Genomic DNA, 22,661 nt, shown 5'->3' with positions numbered 1-22,661 from the left:
CCCGGGGCCGGGTTGGTCACTTCAGCCGCGGCGGGTACTTGGCCTGGAGTTGCTCGTACTTCTTGAACTCGATCGCGTGCAGGTCGTCGGCGGTGAGCCCCAGGCGCCGGGCCGCGTCCACCTCATCGACGGCCCGGGTCCGCTGGACCGCGAGCACGTTCTGGTCGTAGGCCCACGCGAGGTGGAAGTGGTACGCCGCCCGGTCGTACTGGGTCAGCGCCATTTCCAGGTCCTTGATCGCCAGTTCGGGGCGGCTGCTCACCAAGTACGCCACCGCCCGGGTGTCGAGGAACGCCGGGACCGGGCCGCGGATCGCGATCAGTTCCGACATCAGGTTCACCGCCTCGTCGGCTCGGGCCGGCTGGTGCAGCGCGAGCAGCATGCACAGGTTGTTGGTGATCACGTCTTTGCGGCCCTTCGGGTCGCGGGTCCGGGCGAGCTTCGCGGCCGACCGTTCGTACTCCCGGATCGCGGTCGCGTACTCGCCCCGGGCGTCCGCCAGTTCGGCCTTGGCCCCGATCAGCGCCGCTTCCAGTTCCGGGTCGGCCGCGGACTTGGCCAGCGCCTCGTCGAGCCACTTCTCGACCTTCGCTTCCGTCGCGGCGTCGGGGCGCTTGGTGCGCACGGCGCCGGTCAGGAGCTGCGCGGTCAGCAGGACCGGGGCCTTCCGCTCGCGCTCGAACGCCAGGGCGATGGCCTGCTGGGGCTGCTTCTGGCGGATGTAGAGGATCGCCAGCGGCTGGTGGGCGTCGGGGGCCGTGCCGGACGCCACCTTCTTGTACAGCGCCTCGGCCTCGTCCGGCAGCCCGATCTCCTCGAACAGCGGGCCGGTGCGAGACGCGATCACGTCCGGCTCGTCCCAGCCCTTGAAGCTCTTGAGTACCTCGCGTGCCTTTTCGATCAGCTTTTTCGCCTCGACCGTGTCCGCGGTGGTGGCGGCGTCGCGGCTCTTGCGGTGCAGCAGCCGCGCCTCCTCACGGGTCGCCTCCCAGCTCCCGGGGTTGTTGATCTTGAGCCGGTCCAGCGTCGCCTCGGCGCGCGCCAACTGGCCGAGCGGGGAAAGGGCCACCTGCACGCGCACCAGGGCCGCGATGTGTTCGGCGGTCACCCCGGGGCGGATGCGGGCCGCCCGCTTGAAGTGGTCCTCGGCTTCGGCGTACTCGCCCACGTCGAACGCGAGCCGCCCCAGCAGGTAGCACTCGTCCGGCGTCAGGTCGCCCTGGTCGCCGTGCTCCTTCAGCACTTTGATGCCCGCCCCGCGGGTCGCCGGGTCCACCGTCCAGATGACCGCCCGGGCCTTCAGGTCTTCGGGGTCCTTGGGCGCGTCCTTCAGGTTCCGCTCCACGAGCGCCAGCGCCTCGTTCCGCACAACGTATGCGTTCGGCCGCGCGATCGTGGTGAGGGCAAGGTGCCGTCTGGCCCAGCGGGCCGTGTCCTGGGCGGGCGAGTCCTTGGCGGCGGCGAGGAGCCGGTCGGCGGTCGCCGACTGGCCGGTGCGCTGGTGGAACTGGATCAACTGGCGGGTGGCGTTCAGGTCGAGCGGGGCGGCGGCGACGGCGGCCTCGAAGTGCTCGAGCGCGGCTTTCCGGTCGCCAACCATTTCGTGCAACCCGCCCAAGGCGACCCGCAGTTCGGCGCGCGCCTCGGGCGTCGCCGCCGGTGCCGTCGCGAGCTTCACCTCGGCCTGGGCCACCGCCTGCTTCGCGCCGGGCAGGTCCCCGGTCCGCACGAGCTGGGACACCAGGGAGCCCCACGTTTCCGGCGACCGGTCGTTCAGCTCCACCGCCCGGCCGAACGCGGTCAGGGCGCCGGCGTCCTCGCGGATCGTGGCCAGCAGCGCGCCGCGGAGCAACTGGAGCCGGTGGTCCTTGCTGTCGGCCGGAGCGATGCCGTCCACGGTCGCCCTCGAGTTGCGGGGCACCTCCGGGGCGGCCAGCAGGTCGCGGATCGCGCGATACCGCTCCAGGTCGTCGGGCAGACGGATCTCCGTGCGCAGCTTGTTGAGCACCCCGACCGCCAGGTCGTCCTGCTTCTTCACCCGGAACAGCTCGATCGTCCGGCGGATGACGAACTCCTGGCGCTCCCCGTTGTCGATCGCCTTCCGGTAGTTATCCAGGGCCGCGTCGTTGAGCCCCTGCATGTAGTCTAGCTCGGCCAGGGCCACGTACGCGCGCCCCCAGCCGGGGCGGGCGACCTGGGCGCGGCGGCCCAGCTCGCGGAGCCGGGCGGCGGCGGCGTCCCGGGCCGGCTTGTCGGTCATCTTCTTCACCTGCGGCAGCTCGACCGCGATCCGGCCGATCGCGGCGTACGGGCCGCCGCCGCCCTCGATCGTCTCGATCTCGCCGAGCGCTTGCTTGACCAAGTCCGCGCGCCCGGCCGCGATGGCGTTGTCGAGCAGCACCGTGCGGCAGCCCAGGTCGTCCGGCATCAGGTCGGCGGCGTCGCGCAGGAGCTTCAGCGCGACCTCGCGGAGCCCCTGGGCTTGCGCCCCGTCGGGTTGCAGGTCGGCCACCCGCCCGACCGCCTGCCCCAGGCCGTACCACAGCCGGAACTGGTCCGGGCGGGCGATTCCCGGCGGGCCGTCGGCCAGCGCCTTGAACTTGTCCGGCTCGGGCGCCCGGTTGCGGGCGACCAGCAGCCCGGCCTGGGCCAGCCGCAGGTCCACCGAGTCGCCGAACTTGGTCTTGGCCTCTTCGAGCACCGCCAGGGCCGACTCCGCGGTGCCCCCGGTGTTGAGCCGGGCCAGCGCCACGAACGCCGCGTTCGCTTTCGGGCTCTTCGGGTTCTTGTCGATCCACAGGCGCAGCTCTTCGGCCCCCTGGTCGGTCTTGCCCTGCGCGGCCAGTGCGTCCGAGCACAGCACCTGCATCTCCGCGGGCCGCTCCGCGACCGGCACCGGCTTCACCGCCTCGTTGAACCGGTCCCAGTTGCGCTCCCCGGTCGCGCCCGGCTGGGCCAGCACGTGGTACAGTTCGAGCCGCACCAGTTCCGTGCGGTACTCGCCCAGCCGGTAGCCGTTCACGATCCGCCGGTACCGGGGCAGCGCCTCGCCGACCCGGTTCAGCTTGGCCAGCGCCTCCGCCTCGCCGACGACGGCCGGCGGGTAGTCCGGTTCCGTTGCCAGCACCGCGCGGCAGTGCTCGAGTTGCTTGTCGGGGTTCAGCACGGCCGCGTAGCACGCGGCCAGCGCGACCAGAAGCTTCTTGTTGAGCGCGGGCGCCCGGGCGATGCTCGGCCGGGCCTCTTCGAGCAGCCGCAGGGCGGTGCTCCAGTCTTTCTTGAGCGCCGCCAGCCGCCCGCGGAGGTACGGGACCACCGCCTTGCGGGCCTCGTCGGCGGCGATCACGTCCGTCATCCGGCCGGAATCCTCCGCCTCCCCCAGGTCGATGAGCCGGTCGGCGACCATCACGTAGTCGTACTCTTTCGGGTCCAGCAGCTTCGCGGTGGCGCGGAGCACCTCGAGCCCCTCGTCCCGCTTCCCCTGGCGGACCAGGATGTCGCACAGCAGCGAGCCGACGGCGATGTTCTTCGGGTCGCGGTCGCGCGCCCGCCGGAGCAGGGATTCGATCTCTTTGAGCTTCGCGGTCGCGTCGCTGGCGGCTTTGAGCTCGGCGATCTCGATCTCGGCCATCGCGAACAGGGCGTCCGGGTTCTCCTCCCCGCCGGGGATGGTGTGCAGCGCGTACTCGGCGTTGGCCCGTGCGTCGTTCCAGCCGAGGAACAGCTTGAACCGGGCGGCGGCGATGCACGCTTCCGGGTCGTTGCGGAACCGCTCCTCTTCGCGTAGCGCCCGGAGCAGGTCGCTCAGGTTCGTTTCGCGCTGCGGGTCGGCCGTGTACTGGTGGGTCAGCTCCAGTGCTCGCTTGTACACCCGCACCGGGGCCTTCTTCGTGGCAATGGCCTTCCGGAGGTGCGCGATCGCCTCCGGCTTCTTCCCGAGCGCCCAGTCGCAGTCGGCGGCCAGTTCGCGCGTGGCGACATCGTCGGCCGTGCCGTCGAGGGCGCTGATCAGCATGTCGATGTGCTGGCGGGCGTTCATGTGCCGCCCGCTCTTGGCGTAAATCTCTGCCAGTTGGCGCCGCTCCTCCGGGTGTGCCGGGAACGCCCGCAAGAACCCTTCCACCCCCGCGACGGCGCGCGGGGCGGCGGCCGGGTCGGCTTGCGCCTGTGCGAACAGGAGGGCCGCGAACTTCTGGTACGCCCCCTCGTCGGCGGGTCGGAACTTGAGGTACTTCGCGTACAGGTCGAGGACCTCGCCGCGCTTCTTGGGGTCGCCGTCGATCCCGGCTTCGGCCCGCTCGGCGGCTTCCTTGTAAACGGTCACCTGGCTGCGGAGCTGGACCCGGTGGAGGGCGAACGTCGCCCCGCCGCACATGAGTAGCGCCGTCACGACGATCAGGAGCCGCTTCCAGTACAAGGTTCGACGCACAGTTCACCTCTGGCGGAGCAGGCCGGGTCGGCGCGGGCGGGGAGGGCTCGCGCGGGCGCGTTGTCGGCCCCGAAAAACGCGGACGGGGGTAACAACCGTTACCCCCGTCCAAAGTAGCACATTTTATCTCGACCTGGAACCGCGCCGCCCGGCGGTCACTCGGCCCGCTTGCGGAAGGCGCGGCGGAGGCCGATCAGCGGCAGCGCGAAGCAGGCCAGGACGAGGCCGCCCGGGGCCGGAACGGCCGCCGCCGCGGTGACGCTCGCGCCGCCGGTGGCGCCGAACGTCGCGCCCGCCGGGATGTCGCCGCTGAACGACACGGTCAGGGTCTGCTGGATCGCGAACGGGCTGACCAAGCCGTTGACCGCGCTCTCGCCGGTGACCTTGATGCCGTTCGGGGTGGTCAGGTTGATCGGGCCGGCAACCGTCTGCCCGTTGGCGAGCTGGGTCATGCTGCTCGCCGGCACCTGGGAGCCCGCGTTCGGGTTGTAGAGCCGCGTCGTGCTGGACACGGCTTCCGTCCCGCTCGCGAACCCCGTGGAGCCGCTGGTTTCGACCCGCAGCGTGCCCAGGTTGCCGTTCGGGGTGAACCCGTCGTCGGTCACGGTGATCCGCAACTGGTCCAGAGCGGCGTTGAATTTGTTAGTCAACTGGCCGCTGAACGAGGGGGTCAGCGAGGCGATCGGGCTGCCGGCCGCGCTGTTCGAGCTGACCGTGACGAGCACGTTGGTGAACGCGGTGCCGTTGAAGGTCGTAATCCCGGACCCGGATAGGGTTGCGTATTGGGAGCCGACGACGGACCCGTTATTGATCTCTTCAACGAGGATCTGCACGCCGGCCTTCGATTCGGCCGGTGAGGCGGCAATTGCGGCGACAACCGCCAAGCTCGCGATGGTCCAACGGAACTGGCGCAGAAACATGACGGTGTGCTCCTGTCTGGAAGCGGTTAGGCGGAACGAGCGATAGCACTTGCCCGGACCTCGAGCCACCCCACCTTACCGGGAGGGGGGACGGAGCCGTGCGACCGGCCGCGTTCGCCTTCGATCGAACCGGGACGGGCGTTGAGGGGGCGCCCGGCGTTGGGACTCTCGCGGCCGTCCGCGGGTCTACCACATTAGGAAAGCGGGATGCCCCCTTCAGTGTCAACCCGATTCCCGGCAGAATCGCGATTTCGCGTGGCGAACGCAACGTCAAATTTGCAAAATCAGAAATCGCCGGCGTTGGTGAACGCAACTACTGTTCCGGATGGTGTTTCGCACGTCGTTTCTGGTAGTACAGTGACGGCGCGTGAAATCTTGCCCACCGAGTTCATTTCCACACCTGAACAGCCGGGCGAACGGCGGCGTTTCCAAAAGTTAACACTCGGGTCCTGGCCGCGGCCGACTTGAGTCCGCCGGCGGGCCGATGCTATCTTTCCGGAGAGCTCGGGCGGTACTTGGCGAAACGGGTTCAAGGGGGGGGGCTGGAGAGTGAGTGCGGCCAACGTCGCGAGTTTCGACATCGAGGAGCATTACCGGATCGAGGCCGCGGCGGAGCTGAACTGCTCCGCAGAGCTCCGGGCCGACTACGCGACACGCATGGAGGCCGCGACACGGCGGCTCCTCGCCCAGCTCGCCGAGGCTCGGGTTCTGGCAACGTTCTTCGTGGTCGGTGAGATCGCCCGGTCGCACCCGGAACTGGTGCGGGACATTCACGCGGCCGGTCACGAGGTGGGGTCACACAGTTGGGACCACCGGCGGGTCCACCGGTTCACCCCCGCGAGCCTCCGTGAAGACCTGCGAACCAGCAAGGACGCACTGGAGCAGGTGACCGGTGCTCCGGTGCTCGGGTTCCGCGCGCCGACCTTCAGTGTGATGCGTGAAACCGGCTGGGCGGTCGACGCGCTCGTGGACTGTGGGTTCGAGTACGACAGTTCCATTTTCCCGGTGCGTCACGACCGCTACGGGGTGCCGGACGCGCCCCGGGTGCCGTTCATCGCGCAGGGCGCGGCGGGGGAGATTCTGGAACTGCCGCCGCTGACCTATCGTATGGGTGGCATGAACCTTCCGGTCGCGGGCGGGGGGTACTTCCGATTGTTCCCGCTCGCGGTGATGCGGGCCGGGTTGCGGCAGGCCGCGCGGGCCGAAGGGCCGAACGTGGGTATGTTGTATTTCCACCCGTGGGAGTTCGATCCCGGGCAACCGCGGCTCCCGCTGAAGCGCCTGTCACGCTGGCGGACGTATGTCGGGGTGGAGCGCACGACCGCCCGGCTGGCGAGCCTCTTGCGGGCCTTCCCGTTCACTCGCGCGATCGACGCCGTGCGCGCGATCCGGGAGAGCGGCGCGTCACTCGCGCGGTTCCGTGTCGCCGGGTAGCGCGGCCAAATCTCACGCACGTAACTGCTATGCACACATGAGCGAGAGAGGGAGGCGGATACGCCGCTCCCTCTCTCGCGATTTTGCTTCTTCGGTCACCTTGCCGCCCGCCTTTATTTCTTCTCCCCAGTACGACGCAGTCCGTAGCCCGCAGCCGCAGCCAGTCCGATCAGACCGCTTACGAGGGTCGCAGGTTCCGGCACCCCGCACGGGGGCGGCGGGGGGCACACCGGCGGCACCACCACCGGCGGGACGACCGGCGGCACCACCACCGGCGGCGGGGGCGGCGGCACGAACGGCGGCGGGCTGACCGGCGGGTCCACGATCACCGGCGGCGGGAGCGTGGGCGGCACCACAACGACCGGCGGCGGGCTGGTGATCACGGGCGGGAAGAACGCGTGGGCCGGCTGAACCCACACGGCGAACGGGGCCGCGGTGAACGTCACAGTCATCACCGGGACCAGCTTCTTCAAACCCTTCTTGAGACGCGTGCGGCGAGTCGTCACGATTGCCCTCCTTGACGCATTGCTCTGGATCACGTGTCTTACGCGGTCACGCGCTTATTTCTTCGACCGCCGCAGGTGCCCCGCTTGAACATTTCGCCCCTGCGTGCGCGGCTCGCGCAGTTGTGCCGGCCTTGCCGAGAGTGGCGCCCGCGCCCGACGCGCCGCCGGTGCGGGCGCCCGCCCTCAGAAGTTGGGCCGGCCGGGGGGCCGCGGGTCGGGGCGGTGCCGACCGCGGGTCGAAGGAAGGAAACGACGTGACGTAACTCGGGCGGTAGGAGATCGCCCGGCCGGCGTGTCAGGAGGACCGCTTCACATGCGCCGCATTCTGCTCGGCGGGCTGGGGGTCGCGCTGGGCGTGTTCGCCCCCCCGGCCCTCGCTCAACAGCCGCGAACCGGCGCGCCGCGTGCCGCTTCACTAGGGCGGCCCAGCGCGCTCCCGGACTCACAACCCACAGAGGTTACGCAAACGGGCCTGCTCCGTGGCGGGGCGCCCCGCGGGACCGTGAGCTACGCGCCGGGGACCTTTGGCTCCCCCGCACCGGCTACGCCGGTCGTCGGCGGTTCGGTAACGGGTGCCCCGCCGGTCGGCTTCCCGGTCACCGGCGTTCCAGCGACGGGAGGGCCGATTGGGTACCCCGTTACGAGCGGCCCGGTCGGTTACCCCGTTACGGGAGGGCCGGCCGGGTATCCCGTCACGAGTGGGCCGGTGCCCGGAGGGATGGTGGGGTTCCCGGTGACCGGCGCGCAGCCCGCCCCGCTCGGCTCGCCGCGAGTGGCGCCGGGCGGGGGGCCGCCGAGCGTCACCGAGTCGCGCGACCCGACCGGCCGGGTTCCCGATGGGACGACCTTCGTGCCGTCGGTCCTGCCGGACGGCGGGGCCGGGTGTCCGGTGGAAGTCGAGGACCCGCTGTACACGGACGCGCCGCTCACCGGGCTGGACCGGGTCGCGAGCGTCCGCCGGGGCTGGGTGAGCGCCGAGCTGCTCATGTGGTGGAACCGGGGCACGGTGGTGCCGCCGCTGGTGACCACCAGCAGCCCGGCCGCGCTGGGCATCATCGGCCAGGGCGACACGCGGGTGCTGCTGGGCGGGTCGTTCGGCGACACGTACCACACCGGCGGGCGGGTCGGGGCCGGGTACTGGTTCGGGGACGGCGAGTGCCGCGGGGTGGACGCCCGGCTGTTCTGGGTGGCGCCGGCGACCACGTCGTTCTTCACGACCACGGCCCAGAACCCGCTCCTGGCGCGGCCGTTCTTCAACATCAACCCGACCACCGCGCCGACCGTGGGCCTCGGGCAGTCGTCCGAGATCGTCGCCCGCCCCGGCGTGGCCAACGGCAGCGTGCTGGTGACGCTGAAGAACACCGTGTGGGGCGCGGAGGTGAACTACCGGCGGTACCTGACCAGCGGGCCGAACATGCGGCTCGATCTCCTCGCCGGCTACCGGTTCTTGGACCTGCGCGAGGAACTCACGATCACCGAGCGGTTCGTGCGCACCCCGGATTCGGACCCGGCCATCGGCGTGCCGGCCATTTCGGGCACGATCACCGACTCGTTCCGCACGACGAACCGGTTCCACGGCGGTCAGATCGGGATCGCGGGCACGTTCACGCGGGGGCGGTGGTCGCTCGACCCGCGGGCCACGGTGGCGTTCGGTACGGTGCGCCAGACGGCCGAGATCAACGGCTCACAGACGCTGAACTTCCCGGACCAGACCACGACGGTCACCCCGGGCGGCCTGCTGGCGGTGCCCGGGGCGAACATCGGCAAGTTCAGCCGGGACAAGTTCGCGGTGGTGCCGGAGGTGGGCCTGAACCTGGGCTGGCAGGCGACGGAGAGGATGAAGCTGTTCGTCGGGTACAACTTCCTGTACCTGAGCAGCGCGCTGCGGCCGGGTGACGCCATTGACATGCGTCTGGACGCGGCCCGGGTGCCGAACCTGTTGCCGCCGGGCACGGGGGCGCCACTCACCAATACGGTCCGCCCGGTCCCGCAGTTTAACACCAGCGGGTACTTCGTCCAGGGCATCAGCTTCGGTCTCATGTACCGCTGGTGACCGTACCCCGATCCGTCAACGGTGCGGGCCGGCAATCCCTTGTGGGTTGCCGGCCCGCACCGTTGACGGATCGGGGTTACGCGTGGCCGAGATGAAGTACGGGTGTTTGTGCAGTCGCCCCAGCCGGCGATCGTACTGCACCTCTGAGTCACGCTCTGGCGCGTTCCGTCAGTAAGCGGGCGCCCGTCTTCGCAATCTGTCTGGAGCGGGCAACTGTGAACGGGCGCCGGTCAGCGCTCCAGCCACGGGTCGAGCCAGGAGGCGTGGGCCAGGTGGTTGAACCCGCTCTGCATGCGCGCCTCCAGCGTGAGCACCTTCACGTCGGTCACGTCGATGTCGAACCCGGCCGTGTCTCCGGGCGCGCCGACCCCGGCCGACTCCCACAACTGGCGGCCGTCGCCGTACACCGCGAACACGACCGGGGCGTGCAACTTGCCGACGCTGTCGCCGATCCCGACCCACCCCTTGAACCGCTTGAACTCGCGCCCGGGCACGAAGCTGACCCGGCACGCGCCTCTTCCCGGCGGGTGCGTCGAGAGCCCGTACCGGTACTCCTGGCTTTTGACCCGGATCGGCGTTTTGAGGTCGTCACCGCGCACCCCGACCCCGAGCTTCCACGGGCCGGCCTGGTAGTCGAACGGCGTCAGCGACGCGAGGTACGCTTTGGGACCGGCGTCCTTCGCCTTCGGGTCCACGTCGAACGGCGGCTTCGGCACGACGACGGTGGGCGGTGGGCCTTTTTTCGGCGCCGGCTTCGGCTCCGGCGGTTTCACCCCGGGCGGATCGGCGGGCGCCGGGCCGTTGCGCGGCGCCGTCTGTACCTGCTCGGGCGGGGGCAGTGGCTTGGGGGGCGGGCCGGGGACGAACCCCGCGGCCGCAACCACGACAATTCCGAGAATGTACAGGGACAGCGGCCGGACCGTTTGCTCGATGTTGTTTGTTATATAATACAATCCGTAAAGGGGAATAAACATAAACATCAAAAGCGTTCCAAATCCGTCAGAAGCAGCAACGATCATCAGCCACACCCACCCGGCCGTGAAGCTGAGCAGGCCGGTGGCGATGGCGAGCGGCATCAGCACCGGCCGGGTTCCGCTGGCCACGGCCGCGATCAGGAGGAACGCCAGCGGGAGCACCGCGCCGCCGAGCCAGATGACGGCCGGGAGCCACGCGGGAATTCCGGCGGGGAGGTGGAAGGTGTTGGACCGGCGGCGCTTTTTACCGAGATCGCTGTACTCGCGTTCGTAGGGCCTGGGCATGGCTCACCGTTGGGTGCCAATAAGATTCTTTCCGCACCAAGTATAGCGGCGCGGTCGTTCCGGTCCAGATTCGCTCAGCCCGCGCTCCGCATTGGGGGAGTGGGCCATTTACTGACGCGCGTCGTGACAAAGCGGGCCGCGAGCCGTGCGGACCAGTGGTAGGGATTCGGTCCGCCACGGGCGGGTTCGGTCGAACCGATCCGGTCCTCTGATGCGGGGTGCATCGGCGTCATTTCCGCTTGAACTCGATGCCGGCGAGCGCCAGCGATGTGGCCTTTCCGTCGCCCACGCCGAACCGTACCAGATCGCTCTCGAAGAACGCCCCGGTGATGCGGAACGTGTCGCGCTCGAAGTGTTCGAGCGGCAGCGAGAAGCTGCTGAATTTCGCCGTCAGGGCGCCGCCGGCGTGGGTCACGGTTGCGGGGCCGTAGGCCGGATGGGAGTACGCGCCCGCGTAGCTCGCGAGCGGCAGCGCCGGCTTCGCGGACGGGTCGCGGGCGCGGTCGCGGGCCGCCAGGGCCGCGCTCTTCGCGTCCGCCTCCTCCTCGGCCAATCGCGCGTAGTACGCGTTCCAGTCCTTCGGCTTCAGGTCGCAGTACCGGTCGATCAGCGCGTTGGTCACCGCGACCGGCAGCCGCGAGTCGTGCATGTTGCACAGCACCGCGAAGCCGAGCTGGCGCTCCGGCACGAGCGTGAGCTGCACCCGGAACCCGTCGATCAGCCCGCCGTGGGCGACCACCTTCAGGCCGCGGTAGTCGCTGACCACCCAGCCCATCGCGTAGCTCACCTGCACCGTGTCCGGGAACAGGGCCTTTGCCGGCCCCTCCAGGCGCATGAGGTTTTGGGGCGTGCGCGTCTCGAGCAACGGCTTTGAGGAGACGAGCCGCGTGCCGCTGGGCGCGACGCCGTCGGAGAGCTGGAACTCCAGCCACGCGGCCAGATCGCGGGCGGTCGCGTGGAGCGACCCGGACGGGTTCGGCTCGCGCATCTCGTACACCGGCGCGGCCTCCACCTTTCCGGCCTTGTTCAACCGGTGCCCGTGCGCGCGGTCCGCATCGTTCGGGATCTCTGCGGTGGTGAACGCGACGCCCTTCATGCCGAGGGGCTCGGCGAGCCGCTCGCGGACGAGGGCCGGCCACGTCTTCTGACCGCACGCCTCCGCGACCCGGCCGGCGGCCATGAACGTGAGGCTGTTGTACCGGTACCCGCTGCGGAACGGGTAATCGAGGGGCAGCCGCGGCACCTGCTTCAGCATGTGGTCGATGCTCCACGGGGCGCGGTACCAGAGGAGGTCGTGGTTGCCCAGCCCGGTGCGGTGGGTGACGAGGTCGCGGACGGTCAGCAGGGCGGTGGCGTTCGGGTCGGAAAGCTTGAACCCGGGGAGGTGCTTGTTCACCGGGTCGTCCCAGCCGAGCTTGCCGTCGTCCACGAGCGCCGCCAGGAGGGCGGTCGTGAACTGCTTCGTGCAGGACGCGAGCGGGAACACCGTGTCCGGCGTGACCGGCTCGTCGCGCCCGACCGCGCGGCGGCCGTACCCCTTCAGGACCAGCGTTTGGTCGCCGCGCAGCACCACGACCGCGGCCCCGGGCGCCCGGAACGCCTTGAGCGCGTCGCCCGCGAGCGCGTCGACGGCTTCCGGCGTGGGGTCGGCCGCCCGCACCGGCGCAAGGAGCAGCGGGAGCGCGGCGGCCGTGAGGAGCCAGTGCATGAGAGTGCTCGTGTGGAACAGGACCGCACCGATCGGTCGCGCCGGACGTACACCAGTGAGTGTGGGCACGGGGGCGCGGGGGAGTGCGATGGCTCGTCGGGTCACCATCATCGGTGCGGTGCTGCTGGTTGTTTTTGTAGCGGCGGTGCTGCTGCCGTTCATCGCGAAGGCGCGGCACCAGGCGAACGTCGCGGCGTCGCAGAACAACTTGCGCGAGCTGAGCCTGTTCGCCGCGCGCCCCACGAGCCCCCAGCGCGCCCCCGCGAAGGGGTTCACGGAGGTGCCCGCGGGCACGGTCGTGGTGCCCGGCGTGCCGCCGGAGGAGCGGCTCAGTTGGGTCGTGACCATGCTCCCGGTGCTCGACCAGCGCAAAGTGGATTCGGCCCGACTGCTCGCCGCGCTCGACACCACGAAGCCGTGGAGCTTCGAGCCCAACCAGGCCGCCGGGCGCGTGCCGATCCCGATGCTGCTGTGCCCCGAGAACGCGCCCGAGGTGCCGCCGGGTGCGGCGGCGGTGACATCCTACGTTGGCATCGGCGGGTTGGGGGCCAACGCGGCAACGCTCCCGCTCGACGCGCCGCGGGCGGGCGCCATGCGGTACGACACGCCGACGCCGTTCGAGCGGATCACGGACGGGACCAGCCAGACGCTGCTGTTCGGGGAGACGCGGAACGAAGTCGGTCCGTGGCTCCGCGGCGGCCCCTCGACGGTGCGCGGGCTGGACGACGCCCCGGGCGCCCTGCCGCTTGTGGGGACCGGTGGGCAGTTCGGCGGGTACTTCTCGGGTACTGCGAACTTCGCGATGTGCGACGGCAGCGTCCGCACGTTCACATCGGCCGTCGAGCCGAAGGTGCTGTTCGGGTTGAGTACCATTGCCGGGAAAGATACTGATCCGATGATGATTGATTGAGCCCTCCCCCTGTAACCGCTCGTTCGGGCGGTAACGGCCCTACCGAACCGGTGCGAGACCGAGAATGCGGGCCGGTTTTCGCACCACTCGTCAGGACGTCTGGCGGCCCACGCTCCGGGCGACCGGGGTGAAGAGGGCCGAACGAGGTCGCCACCGCATTCCGGAAATGTGGGCCGGCCCCGTACAATTCTCCTCATGTTAGACGAGCAACCTGAGCCGCCGAAGAAAAAGAAGAAACGTCCGTTCTGGCGGAAGCGCGTCCGGCGCTCCACCGCCGAGGGGGCGCACGTCCCGGTCCTGCTCGCCGAAGTGCTGGCCGCACTCGACCCGCGCCCGGGTCAGACGGTCGTCGACTGCACGCTCGGGTTCGCGGGGCACTCGCTCGAACTGCTCCGCCGGGTCGCGCCCGACGGCCTGCTGATCGCCACCGACCTCGACATGGGGAACATCGAACCCGCGCGCCCCAAGCTCGAAGAGGCCGGCGGGCTGTTCGGTCTGCACCACACGAACTTCGCGGGGCTCCCGACGGTGCTGGCGATCGAAGGGGTGGCCGCGGTGGACGGGGTGCTCGCGGACCTCGGCATGTCGAGCATGCAGGTGGACGACCGCGACCGCGGGTTCTCGTTCATGCGGGACGGGCCGCTCGACATGCGGATGGACCGCACCCGCGGGCGCACCGCGGCGCAGCTCCTGGCCACGCTCTCGCGCGACGAACTGGCGGCCTGCTTCTCCGAACTCGGCGACGAGCCCCAGGCCGGGGCCATTGCCGATGCGGTCGTGCGCGAGCGGCAGGCGGCGCCCGTCGAGCGCACGAAGCAGTTGCGCGCCCTGATTGAGGCCGCCGCCCCCGTGCGGGTCGACCGCGCGCCCGGGGCGCCGCCCGAGCGCAAACAGTTGCTCGCACCGGTGACGCGGGTGTTCCAGGCGCTCCGCATCCTTACCAACCGCGAGCTGGCGAGCCTTCAGCAGCTCCTGCGCGTGCTGCCGACGATTTTGAAACCCGGCGGGGTGGCCGCGATCATATCGTTCCACAGCGGCGAGGACCGGCTCGTGAAGGCCGCGTTCCGTGACGGGTTGCGTGCCGGCGTTTACAGTTCCGTCAGCCCCGACGCGATCCGGCCCACCTTCGAGGAGCGCCGCGCGAACCCGCGGGCGCGGTCCGCGAAGCTCCGCGTCGCTCGCCGGGCAGAAGCCCCTCCTGATGCCGAACCGGCGGGCTGACACACTTTTTGCACTTTCGCTGTCCGTGGTCCGGGGTGCGGAGCGTTTGTTTCGCGCAAGGGCACAACCGGCGCAGCGGGACCCTCCCGTTCGGATATCATGGCGCCGGGCGCGACAGCGGGAGGACACGCCGTGTCGATCTTTGATAAGCGCTTGATCGACCCCGACGAGGGGGCGCTGGCGGGCGCGCTCGGCCGGGCGATGCGGGCCGCGAACCGCGACAACCGGTACCAGGATAACCGGATGTCGCGGGACTCGGCGTTCTGGGGGCGGTTTTCCCAGGACGTGCTCCGGAGCGGCGGTCCGGCCGGGCGGCGACGGTCGTGTAAGGGCGGGCGGGCGGTGCCGGAGGTGATCGCCTGCTGGTGGACCGACCCGGCCGGGCGCAAGCACGTGCGGGTGATCGGCCGAACGCGGTCGCGGTACTCGCGCACCCGGAGCGAGACACAGCTCCGTGTCCTCCCGCCGTGGTGGCACGTGTACCCCGAGGCGGTGCTCGGCGTGCGAGGCGCGCGAGACGACGGCGAGCGATACGTTGCGGCGTGCCGGTGCGGGGCGATCGGTACGCCGGAGTCGCTCGGGTGGATGGGGGACACCTGCGGCCCGTGCTTCGACCAGCTTTCGGACGGCGGGCGGCCGGCCGGCGGGTTCGGGCAGTTCGCCGGGTGGAGTGCGAACCTGACGCGGTTCGGGTTCACGACCGACGGGCGCGGGCTGCTCGGTCAGGGCCTGTCCGGTGCGTTCCGCACCGTGTCCCGCGCCGACGGGAGCGAGGTGACCGGGCGCAAGCGGCTGAGCAATCACATCTCGGCGATCGCGTCGGGCATGGGCGGCCCCGTGGTGGCGCTGCACGACGGGGGCATCTACCGGTGGGACGACGGCACGGCAGACTTGGAACACGTGCTGCGGTCGCGCCAGGTGTGGGGGCGGGTCGCGCTAGCCCCGAACGCGACCCGGCTGACGCTGGTCGCTTACCAGCAGGCGCTGACCGCCGACCTCACCGCCGACCGGCCGCAGTACGAGCGGAGCCCGGCGGTCGAGGGGGTCAGCTCGCTGCGGTACACGCCCGACGGGAAGCGGCTCATCGGCCTCACGTTTACCGGCGAGTTGCGGGAGCTGGACGTGGCCCGCGGCAAAGCGGTCCCGATCCGGGCGGGGGCGTTCGGCGACCAGCCGGGCGGGTACGCGCCGTCCACCGAGTTCGCCCTGACGGCCGACGGCTCGGCCGCACTGGTGCGGCGCCAGTCGTACAACCCGCACCGCGTGCTCGTGCGGCACGTGCCGCTGGCGGGCGGCCCGGTGGTGGAACTGAAGGTGCCGGACTGGCACCAGCCGACGGCGCTGGCGTACAGCATCGACGGGGCGCACGCGGTAACTGCGGAAACCGAGAGCGGCTGGGTCGGGTTCTGGGACGTGTCGAACGGCAAGTCGCTCGGGTTCGTGCGGGCGGTGCTCGAGGACCACGCGTGGCGCGGGGGGCAGGCCGAGTTCGCGCCGGACGGCTCGGCGGTCGCGGTGTCGTACAGCACCGGGCACCCGGACCACGGCTCGACGGTCGCGGTGTGGCCGTGGCCGCACGTGCTCCGCGCCGCCGGAGCGTGAGCCCCTTCCGTTTGCCGTTCGATCCCGGGGGCGGACACCGGCGCGAGGGCCTTCGCGGTTGAACCCTTGGGGGGGCGCCGGGCGTTAGTCCATCCGCACCTTCGCGCCGAAGTCCTTCTTGTGGTCGCTGATGAAGTAGGTCGCGCAGGCGGCGTCGATGAGGTCCGGGCTGAAGTTGACCCGCTCCATGTTGTACTTCGCGATGCTCATCATCTGGTCCAGGATGTCGCGCGGTTGGCACATCCGGAACGGCCGGCTCGTCGGCTTGTACCACTTCTGAACCAAGTAATCGACGCCGCGCGGGTCGAACTCCACGCGCCGCCCCTTGCACACCAGCTCCCAGATGCGGCGGTACTGCGCCTCGTCCGGGTCGCGGATCTCGATCTTGAACTTGATGCGCCGCAGGAACGCCTCGTCGGCGAGCTGGTGCGGGTCCAGGTTCGTGCTGAAGATGAGCAGTTGGTCGAACGGCACCTCGATCTTGGTCCCGTTGACCGTGTTGAGGTAGTCGTACTTCTTTTCCAGCGGCACGATCCAGCGGTTCAGCAGGTCCATCGCCCGCACCTGCTGGCGCCCGAAGTCGTCGATCATGAAGATGCCGCCGTTGGCCTTCATCTGGAGCGGAGCCTCGTAGTACTTGCCCACCTCGTTGTACTTCAGGTCCAGCATCGGCATCGTGAGCTCGCCGCCCACCACGATCGTCGGCCGCTTCACCCGGATGAACCGCTGGTCGAACAGGGTGCCCCGCTTCAGGATGGTTTCGGTCACGTCCTGCTGGTCGGCGTCCTGGACCGGGGTGTGCTGGATCGGGTCGAACAGCTTGATGACCTGGCCGTTCGCCTCGACCGCGTGGGGGATGTAGATCGCGTCGCCCATGAGCCGGGTGATGCGCTCGGCCACGCTGGTCTTCCCGTTGCCGGGGTACCCGAAGAAGAAGATGCTCTGCGCCGAGTTGATGGCGGGGCCGATCTCGTTGAACGCCTCGTCGGTGATGATGAGGTCCTCGAACGCCCGGCGGATGCTGCGGCGCGTCACGACGAGCCGCTTGATGGTCTGGGCCATCACGGACTCGACGTAGTCGGCGAACGGAACCGGGGCGGGGCCGACGTAGGTGGTCTTGTCGAGCGCGTCGCGGAGCGCGTCTTCGCCCTTGGGGGGCTTGATCGCGTACACGAAGCTGGCGTCGCCGCTGTTGCCGCGCTGGGCCACGATGTCGATCAGCGACTGCTTGCGCATCGCCTGGAACACCGGGTTGATGATGGCGAACGGGACCGCCATCGCGTTGGCCAGTTCGCCGCCCGTGACGTGCCCGCGCGTGTAGATGGTGCGCAGCGCCATCTCGAACAGGTACGGCAGCTCGAGCCCCAGGTCTTCCCACTTGGCCGGGACGCGCGGGGCGTACGCGTTGCCGGTCGCCGGGAGCGCCTCCTCGTCGGTGGGCGGCGCGTCCCCGAGCAGCGTCACGTCCTCCGTGAGGGTGCCGGTGCGCTCGGCGTCCGCGAGCAGGGCCTCGTAGTGCAGCTTGTGGAGCTTCAGGTGCGCGACGGCCTCCTGGTCGCCCTTCTCCTCGGCCGCGGCGAGGCAGTCGAGCACCGCGGGCGCCACCGCGTACTTGACCCCGTCGATGTACATGTGGTGCAGGTACTCGCCCGGCCGGACGTAGCAGTCCGGGGTGTGACCCGGGGTGGAGATCATCTGCTGGTAGAACTCGTTGGCGATGATGAACCGCATGGCGCTTGTGAGTTCCTGCAAGGCGAACGAACGGCTAATTCGTGCCAAGCATAGAACACGCCACCCGTTCAAGCATGGGCGTCGAGTTTTGCGCGGAAGTTAACGGCTTCCACCGGGCAGCGCAAAAGGGCCGCGATCCCCGGGAAGTGCGCGTCCACCCAGCCGTTCGCGGCAGCGTCTTCCCAGGAGCTTCCGGCCGGAACGTCGACCGATTTGAGCAGCACCAGCCGCTCGGCGCCGAACACCCGCGCGGCCCGAGCGGCAATCGAGTCGGTGGTGACGTCCCAGGTGTGCGGCAGCGCGCCGGGGCGGGACTCGTCTTCGCGGGCGAAGGTGTAACAGTCGAGGACACGGGGACCTACCCCCCCCGGCCCCCCCTCGCCGCGCTCGCCGGCCCTGTCAGCAAAGCTTCCGCGGGCCGGCGGGAAGGGAAGGGGGGAGAAAAGCACCTCGGAACCGGATCGCATATCCGACGCGCAGGACGCGATTCGTGAATTCTCCCCCCTTCCCTTCAGGGAGGGGGGGCCGGGGGGGGTAGGTCTGCCTACGATCCGCTCCAGGAACGCCGCGGTCACACTCAGCGCCCGCAGCGCGACCCAGTGCGCGGCCTCTTCTCCCAGCGCGTGCGTCCGATCGAGGGCGCGCACGGCGTCCGCGACTTCACCGCCGCCGGGTACGAACAACACTTCCGCGGGTTGGAGCGATTCCACGAACGCGCGCAGCGCCGGCCCGAGCGCGGGGTGATCGTACAGGCTCCCGCCGACCTTTACAACGATCATGCCGGACGCTCCGTCGCCAGTACAGCGACCGCATAGGCCGGGGCGCAAGCGGATACCTCGGAGCCGAGTTGGTCGTTCAGGGAGAGGAGCCGGTCGCCGGCCGCTTGTCGGGCGAGGAACTCGCCGGCCCCAGAGACGACGGTTTCGTACTTTTTTTGTTCACCGTCAAGGGACGTGCCAGAGCGTTCATCGTTGTTGGAGCGCCGCCGCACGAGGCGCTCCAACAACGATGGGCTTTGGTCCGTCGGTATGTCATGAAGCCGTCTCCGGACCGCGCCTATCACACCGCGTAGCTGTGCCACCTGTTCGTCACGAACTCCTTCGGCCAGCAAACGAATATTCTCTTCCGGCAACTCGGTTACATCAGCGCAGTACATTCGGGCGAGCCGGGCGTGAGCGTGTTTTCGAGTTGCCGGGCGTCCATCGGCGGTGTCGCGGTCATCAGGGTTCTCGGGAATCAGGCCGAGCGTCAGATACACGTCGAGCGTGGTGGCGAACAGCTCGGCGGCGGTCAGCCACGGCTTGATCGCACACACCGGCGTCCTGCGCACCCCGGTGTAGACCAGCTCACGGCTGAACAGCCGGTCGTAATCGGTCAGCCCGTGTGGTACCGGTTTGCCGTCGAGGATCGGAATAATGTCGGTGGTGGTGGAACCGACATCGACGAGAATCGCACGTCCCTCGGGTACATACTGGCCCGCGAAGGTCGCGAGCGCGTGCCAGTTCGCCGCGGCCACCTTCATGTGGTGGGCTTTCGCCTCCTCGCTGTTGAGAAACACGCCGTCGGTGCTCCAGACGCGGATCGGCCGGGCCGCGCTCGCGAACCGCACGGCTTTAATGATCGCGTGGACGCCGTCGCGCTTCGTCTCGAAGCAGTCGCACAGCTCGCCGGTCATCGTGACGGCCAACTCGTCGGCGTCGGGAAATTTGGCGACCAGGTCCGCGAGAGCGGCCGGCAACTTGTCCGGTTGCTTCCACAGCGGGAACGGCACCGAAACCGCGCGCTTGTCGTGCGTCGCCGCCTTCAGGTTTGCGCCGCCGATGTCCAGCCCTAAGATTGTTGTTGCCATGCGGTCACGATACCGCCGAAGGCCGTCCAGTCGCAAGTTGTGCGTCCACCCGGACCCGACTTCCGCCCTCGCCTTCGACCCTACGACTTGCGACTTTACGACTTGCGACTGACTATGGGACGCTACCTCGTCGGAATCGATCTCGGCACCACGAACATCGCGGTGGCCTACGTGGACACCGCGAGCCGGGCCGCCGGCGGACCGCGGCTCAACACGTTCCACGTGCCCCAGGTGGTCGCGGCCGGTCAGGTGCAGAACCGCGACCTGCTGCCGTCGTTCCTGTACATCCCGGGGCCGCACGACCTCGCCCCCGGTGCGATCGACCTCCCCTGGAAGAAGGGGCCGCCCGATACGGCGGGCCTCTTCGCCCGCAACCACGGGGCGAAGGTCCCCGGACGGCAGATCTCCAGCGCGAAGTCGTGGCTGTGTCACCCGGGGGTCGATCGCACCGCGCCGCTGCTGCCGTGGGCGGGGCCGCCGGACGTGCCCCGGCTCTCCCCGCTGGAAGTGAGCGCGAAGTACCTCAAGCACATCGTCGAGGCGTGGAACGCGGCGCCCAACCGCAAGCCCGAAGACAAGCTCGAAGAGCAAACGGTCGTGGTGACCGTGCCCGCGTCGTTCGACGACGTGGCCCGGAACCTCACCGCGGAGGCGGCCAAACAGGCCGGGTTGAAGCACGTCACACTGCTGGAAGAGCCGCAGGCGGCGTTTTACGCGTGGCTCGGCACCCACTCGCCCCAGGAAGCCGGGATGCTGAAGCCCGGGATGCGGTGCCTCGTCGTGGACGTGGGCGGCGGTACGTCGGACTTCAGCCTGATCCGCGCTGGCGAGGAGCAGGGTGAGCTCACGTTCATCCGCGATGCGGTGGGCGACCACCTGCTGCTCGGCGGCGACAACATGGACCTCGCGCTGGCGAAGGCGGTGGAGGCGAAGCTCCCCGGCGGGCGCCTCGACGCCGCACAGTTCGGCGCGCTCGTCCAGGCGTGCCGGATCGCGAAGGAAGCGCTGCTCGCCGATCCCCCGCCTCCCAGCTACCCGGTTACGGTTGTAGGTAAGGGGCGCAGTGTCGTCGGCGGAACGGTGTCGATCAACATCACCGCCCAGGACGTAGCCGCCGCCCTGTTCGACGGGTTCTTCCCGAACGCGCCGTTCGACGCCGACCCCGCGAAGGGGCCGCGCACCGGCCTTCAGGAGATGGGGCTCCCCTATGTGAGCGATCCGGCCGTTTCGCGCCACCTGGCGGCGTTCCTGCGCCAGCAGTTGCAGGACGGAAGCGGTGCGAGCGTGGACGCGATCCTGTTCAACGGGGGCGTGTTCCAGCCCGAGGTGCTGCGCCAGCGGGTGGTCGAGGTGATGCGCCCGTGGTTCGAGCGGAGCGGAGGTAGGACGGGAGGGGGCACGGGGCAACCCGCGGGAGGTTCCCCCACTAAATGGGACCCGCTCGTGCTCACCAGTCCGTCGTTGGACCTGGCGGTGGCGTGGGGCGCGGCGTACTTCGCGTGGCTCAAGCACTCGGGCGGGCGCCGCATCGGGGGCGGCATCCCGCGGTCGTACTACGTGGCGGTGGAGGCGGACGGCGGAGCCGCGCCGGGCGTCCCGGTGCTGTGCGTGGTGCCGCGGCGTATGCAGGAAGGCGAAGAGGTGAAGATGCCCGAGCCGGTGCTGGAACTGGCACTCGGCGAGCCGGTGCTGTTCCCCCTCTTCACCTCCACCGTGCGCGGCGACGACAGGCCGGGGCAGGTGCTGCGCCTCGCCGAAGAGTCGCTGATGCGGCTCCCCCCGCTGCACACCATCCTGCGCGGCGGGAAGCGGGCCGGCGCCAAGCGGGTGCCGGTCACGCTCGCGGCCAAGTGTACCGAAATCGGGACGCTGGAGCTGTACTGCGAAACGAAGGAAGGGAACCGGTGGCGGCTGGAGTTCAACGTCCGCGACGTGCTCCGTGAGCCCACCAAGGAGGACGCCGAGGCCGACGCCGCCGGCGCGGTGATCGACGTGTTCCCCGAAGAGAAGGTGCAGGCCGCCGGCGGGCTGGTTTCCGCCACGTTCGGTGACCCCGCGCCGGCCGACGCGCCGTCCACGTCCGACCTGCCCAAACTGATCGAAGCGGCCCTCGAATCGCCGCGCGGCGACTGGCCCACCGGGCTGTGCCGGCGGCTGTGGGAGTTCCTCGAACCGGCCGCCGGGGGCCGGTCGAAGTCCCCGGGGCACCTGTCGCGGTGGTACAACCTCACCGGGTTCGCGCTCCGCCCCGGGTTCGGCGACCCGGTGGACCGCTACCGCGTTGAGGCGCTCTGGAAGCTCATCACCGCCGCGGCGAGCGGCCAGGCCGCCGGAGGCGCGAAGAAGGCCACCGTGCCCGAGGGCGGGGCCGATTACTGGATCATGTGGCGCCGTGTGAGCGGCGGGCTGAACGCCGCGCTCCAGCAGGCACTGTTCTCGCGGCTCAAACCGACCCTGTTGCCCGTAAAGGGCAAAGCGTTCTCGCGCCCGCCGGCCAACGAGTACGCCGAAATGTGGCGCGCCGCCGCCAGCCTCGAACGGCTCGACGCGAAGACCCGCGAGACGCTCGGCGCTGCGGCGCTGCGCGACTGCAAGAAGGCGCCCGTGCCGACCTACGCGTTCTGGGCGCTGACCCGCCTGGGCGCGCGGGTCCCGTTCTACGGCCCGTTGAATTCGGTGGTCCACCCTGAGATAGTTGAGCAGTGGATCGACGAACTGCTGCCGTTCGCGCCGGGCAACGAGAGCGAGAAAAACGCCTGGCTGTTCTGCCTGTCCCAGCTCGCCCGCCGGAGCGGGCTGCGCGCCGTCGATGTCAGCGAATCGACGCGCCAGCGCGTGCTGGACGCGCTGCGGGCGCACCCGTGCCCGGCGGCGTGGCCGCGGATGGTGGACGAGGTCGTCGCGGCCGAGGGCGAGGAGGCGTCGCGGCTGTTCGGCGAGAGCCTCCCGATCGGGCTGCGGCTGTCGCGAGGGTGATGCTGAGGTGCCACCCGCCCGCTGACGCCGGCGGTTCGACAAATTACCGTCGAACCGCCGGCG

The 22,661-nt window shown here is 70.0% G+C and carries 14 protein-coding genes; 6 read left to right on the top strand and 8 right to left on the bottom strand.

Going from position 1 to position 22,661, the window contains the following annotated elements:
* Positions 1 to 16: 16 nt before the first annotated feature.
* Positions 17 to 4,429 carry a tetratricopeptide repeat protein gene (locus R5W23_RS31895; RefSeq protein ID WP_320689867.1) on the bottom strand — a complete coding sequence of 1,471 codons (4,413 nt, stop codon included), beginning with the start codon at positions 4,427 to 4,429 and terminating at the stop codon, positions 17 to 19.
* Between the two features lie 155 nt (positions 4,430 to 4,584).
* Positions 4,585 to 5,349 (bottom strand): hypothetical protein, encoded by a 765-nt coding sequence (locus R5W23_RS31890; RefSeq protein WP_261190662.1) that lies wholly within the window; start codon positions 5,347 to 5,349, stop codon positions 4,585 to 4,587.
* Between the two features lie 549 nt (positions 5,350 to 5,898).
* Here R5W23_RS31890 and R5W23_RS31885 point away from each other — a divergent pair.
* The gene (locus R5W23_RS31885; protein WP_320689866.1) at positions 5,899 to 6,783 is read left to right on the top strand and encodes an XrtA system polysaccharide deacetylase; all 885 of its coding nucleotides are present in this window, start codon (positions 5,899 to 5,901) and stop codon (positions 6,781 to 6,783) included.
* A gap of 113 nt (positions 6,784 to 6,896) precedes the next feature.
* On the opposite strand, the gene R5W23_RS31880 is transcribed toward R5W23_RS31885, so the two are convergent.
* The gene (locus R5W23_RS31880) at positions 6,897 to 7,289 is read right to left on the bottom strand and encodes a PEP-CTERM sorting domain-containing protein (RefSeq protein WP_261190660.1); all 393 of its coding nucleotides are present in this window, start codon (positions 7,287 to 7,289) and stop codon (positions 6,897 to 6,899) included.
* Positions 7,290 to 7,602: 313 nt separating this feature from the next.
* On the opposite strand from R5W23_RS31880, the gene R5W23_RS31875 reads away from it, so the two are divergent.
* Positions 7,603 to 9,342, top strand: a complete 1,740-nt coding sequence (locus tag R5W23_RS31875; protein ID WP_320689865.1) for a BBP7 family outer membrane beta-barrel protein — start codon at positions 7,603 to 7,605, stop codon at positions 9,340 to 9,342.
* A 230-nt stretch (positions 9,343 to 9,572) separates the two neighbouring features.
* Here the strand turns inward: R5W23_RS31875 and R5W23_RS31870 are convergent, their stop codons facing one another.
* Together R5W23_RS31870 and R5W23_RS31865 are read right to left on the bottom strand one after the other, a co-directional pair.
* The gene (locus tag R5W23_RS31870) at positions 9,573 to 10,601 is read right to left on the bottom strand and encodes an NPCBM/NEW2 domain-containing protein (protein ID WP_320689864.1); all 1,029 of its coding nucleotides are present in this window, start codon (positions 10,599 to 10,601) and stop codon (positions 9,573 to 9,575) included.
* Between the two features lie 229 nt (positions 10,602 to 10,830).
* Entirely contained in the window at positions 10,831 to 12,309 is a 1,479-nt protein-coding gene (locus R5W23_RS31865; protein WP_320689863.1) for a serine hydrolase, read from the bottom strand.
* 88 nt (positions 12,310 to 12,397) lie between these two features.
* Between R5W23_RS31865 and R5W23_RS31860 the strand changes: the two genes are divergently transcribed.
* The 3 genes from R5W23_RS31860 (at position 12,398) to R5W23_RS31850 (ending at position 16,042) form a co-directional block, all read left to right on the top strand.
* Positions 12,398 to 13,219: a DUF1559 family PulG-like putative transporter gene (locus tag R5W23_RS31860; protein WP_320689862.1), complete on the top strand. Its 822-nt coding sequence runs from the start codon at positions 12,398 to 12,400 to the stop codon at positions 13,217 to 13,219.
* Between the two features lie 195 nt (positions 13,220 to 13,414).
* Positions 13,415 to 14,440 (top strand): 16S rRNA (cytosine(1402)-N(4))-methyltransferase RsmH, encoded by a 1,026-nt coding sequence (gene rsmH, locus R5W23_RS31855; protein WP_261189461.1) that lies wholly within the window; start codon positions 13,415 to 13,417, stop codon positions 14,438 to 14,440.
* Positions 14,441 to 14,572: 132 nt separating this feature from the next.
* Positions 14,573 to 16,042 (top strand): WD40 repeat domain-containing protein, encoded by a 1,470-nt coding sequence (locus R5W23_RS31850; RefSeq protein ID WP_320689861.1) that lies wholly within the window; start codon positions 14,573 to 14,575, stop codon positions 16,040 to 16,042.
* Between the two features lie 84 nt (positions 16,043 to 16,126).
* Here R5W23_RS31850 and R5W23_RS31845 read toward each other — a convergent pair whose 3' ends face one another.
* The 3 genes from R5W23_RS31845 to R5W23_RS31835 all read right to left on the bottom strand — a co-directional run bounded on the left by R5W23_RS31845 (position 16,127) and on the right by R5W23_RS31835 (position 19,658).
* A complete protein-coding gene (locus tag R5W23_RS31845; protein WP_320689860.1) occupies positions 16,127 to 17,773 on the bottom strand; it encodes an ATP-binding protein in 1,647 nt (548 codons plus the stop codon).
* A gap of 68 nt (positions 17,774 to 17,841) precedes the next feature.
* Entirely contained in the window at positions 17,842 to 18,552 is a 711-nt protein-coding gene (locus R5W23_RS31840; RefSeq protein ID WP_320689859.1) for a hypothetical protein, read from the bottom strand.
* Positions 18,549 to 19,658 carry a hydantoinase/oxoprolinase family protein gene (locus tag R5W23_RS31835; RefSeq protein WP_320689858.1) on the bottom strand — a complete coding sequence of 370 codons (1,110 nt, stop codon included), beginning with the start codon at positions 19,656 to 19,658 and terminating at the stop codon, positions 18,549 to 18,551. Before R5W23_RS31835 ends, R5W23_RS31840 begins: the two co-directional genes overlap by 4 nt.
* A gap of 78 nt (positions 19,659 to 19,736) precedes the next feature.
* Here R5W23_RS31835 and R5W23_RS31830 point away from each other — a divergent pair, with 78 nt between their 5' ends.
* Positions 19,737 to 22,598: a hsp70 family protein gene (locus R5W23_RS31830; protein ID WP_320689857.1), complete on the top strand. Its 2,862-nt coding sequence runs from the start codon at positions 19,737 to 19,739 to the stop codon at positions 22,596 to 22,598.
* Positions 22,599 to 22,661: the final 63 nt, after the last annotated feature.

The organism is Gemmata algarum (assembly GCF_034097035.1).
Classification (GTDB): Bacteria; Planctomycetota; Planctomycetia; order Gemmatales; family Gemmataceae; genus Gemmata; species Gemmata algarum.
This window is presented reverse-complemented; position numbering and strand designations above follow the sequence as displayed.

Bases quoted from the DNA above. Each gene is read 5' to 3' on its own strand.
- R5W23_RS31860 (WP_320689862.1), top strand. From the start codon at position 12,398: ATGGCTCGTCGGGTCACCATCATCGGTGCGGTGCTGCTGGTTGTTTTT.
- R5W23_RS31890 (WP_261190662.1), bottom strand. From the start codon at position 5,349: ATGTTTCTGCGCCAGTTCCGTTGGACCATCGCGAGCTTGGCGGTTGTC.
- R5W23_RS31865 (WP_320689863.1), bottom strand. From the start codon at position 12,309: ATGCACTGGCTCCTCACGGCCGCCGCGCTCCCGCTGCTCCTTGCGCCG.
- R5W23_RS31830 (WP_320689857.1), top strand. From the start codon at position 19,737: ATGGGACGCTACCTCGTCGGAATCGATCTCGGCACCACGAACATCGCG.
- R5W23_RS31840 (WP_320689859.1), bottom strand. From the start codon at position 18,552: ATGATCGTTGTAAAGGTCGGCGGGAGCCTGTACGATCACCCCGCGCTC.
- R5W23_RS31845 (WP_320689860.1), bottom strand. From the start codon at position 17,773: ATGCGGTTCATCATCGCCAACGAGTTCTACCAGCAGATGATCTCCACC.
- R5W23_RS31870 (WP_320689864.1), bottom strand. From the start codon at position 10,601: ATGCCCAGGCCCTACGAACGCGAGTACAGCGATCTCGGTAAAAAGCGC.
- R5W23_RS31875 (WP_320689865.1), top strand. From the start codon at position 7,603: ATGCGCCGCATTCTGCTCGGCGGGCTGGGGGTCGCGCTGGGCGTGTTC.
- rsmH (WP_261189461.1), top strand. From the start codon at position 13,415: ATGTTAGACGAGCAACCTGAGCCGCCGAAGAAAAAGAAGAAACGTCCG.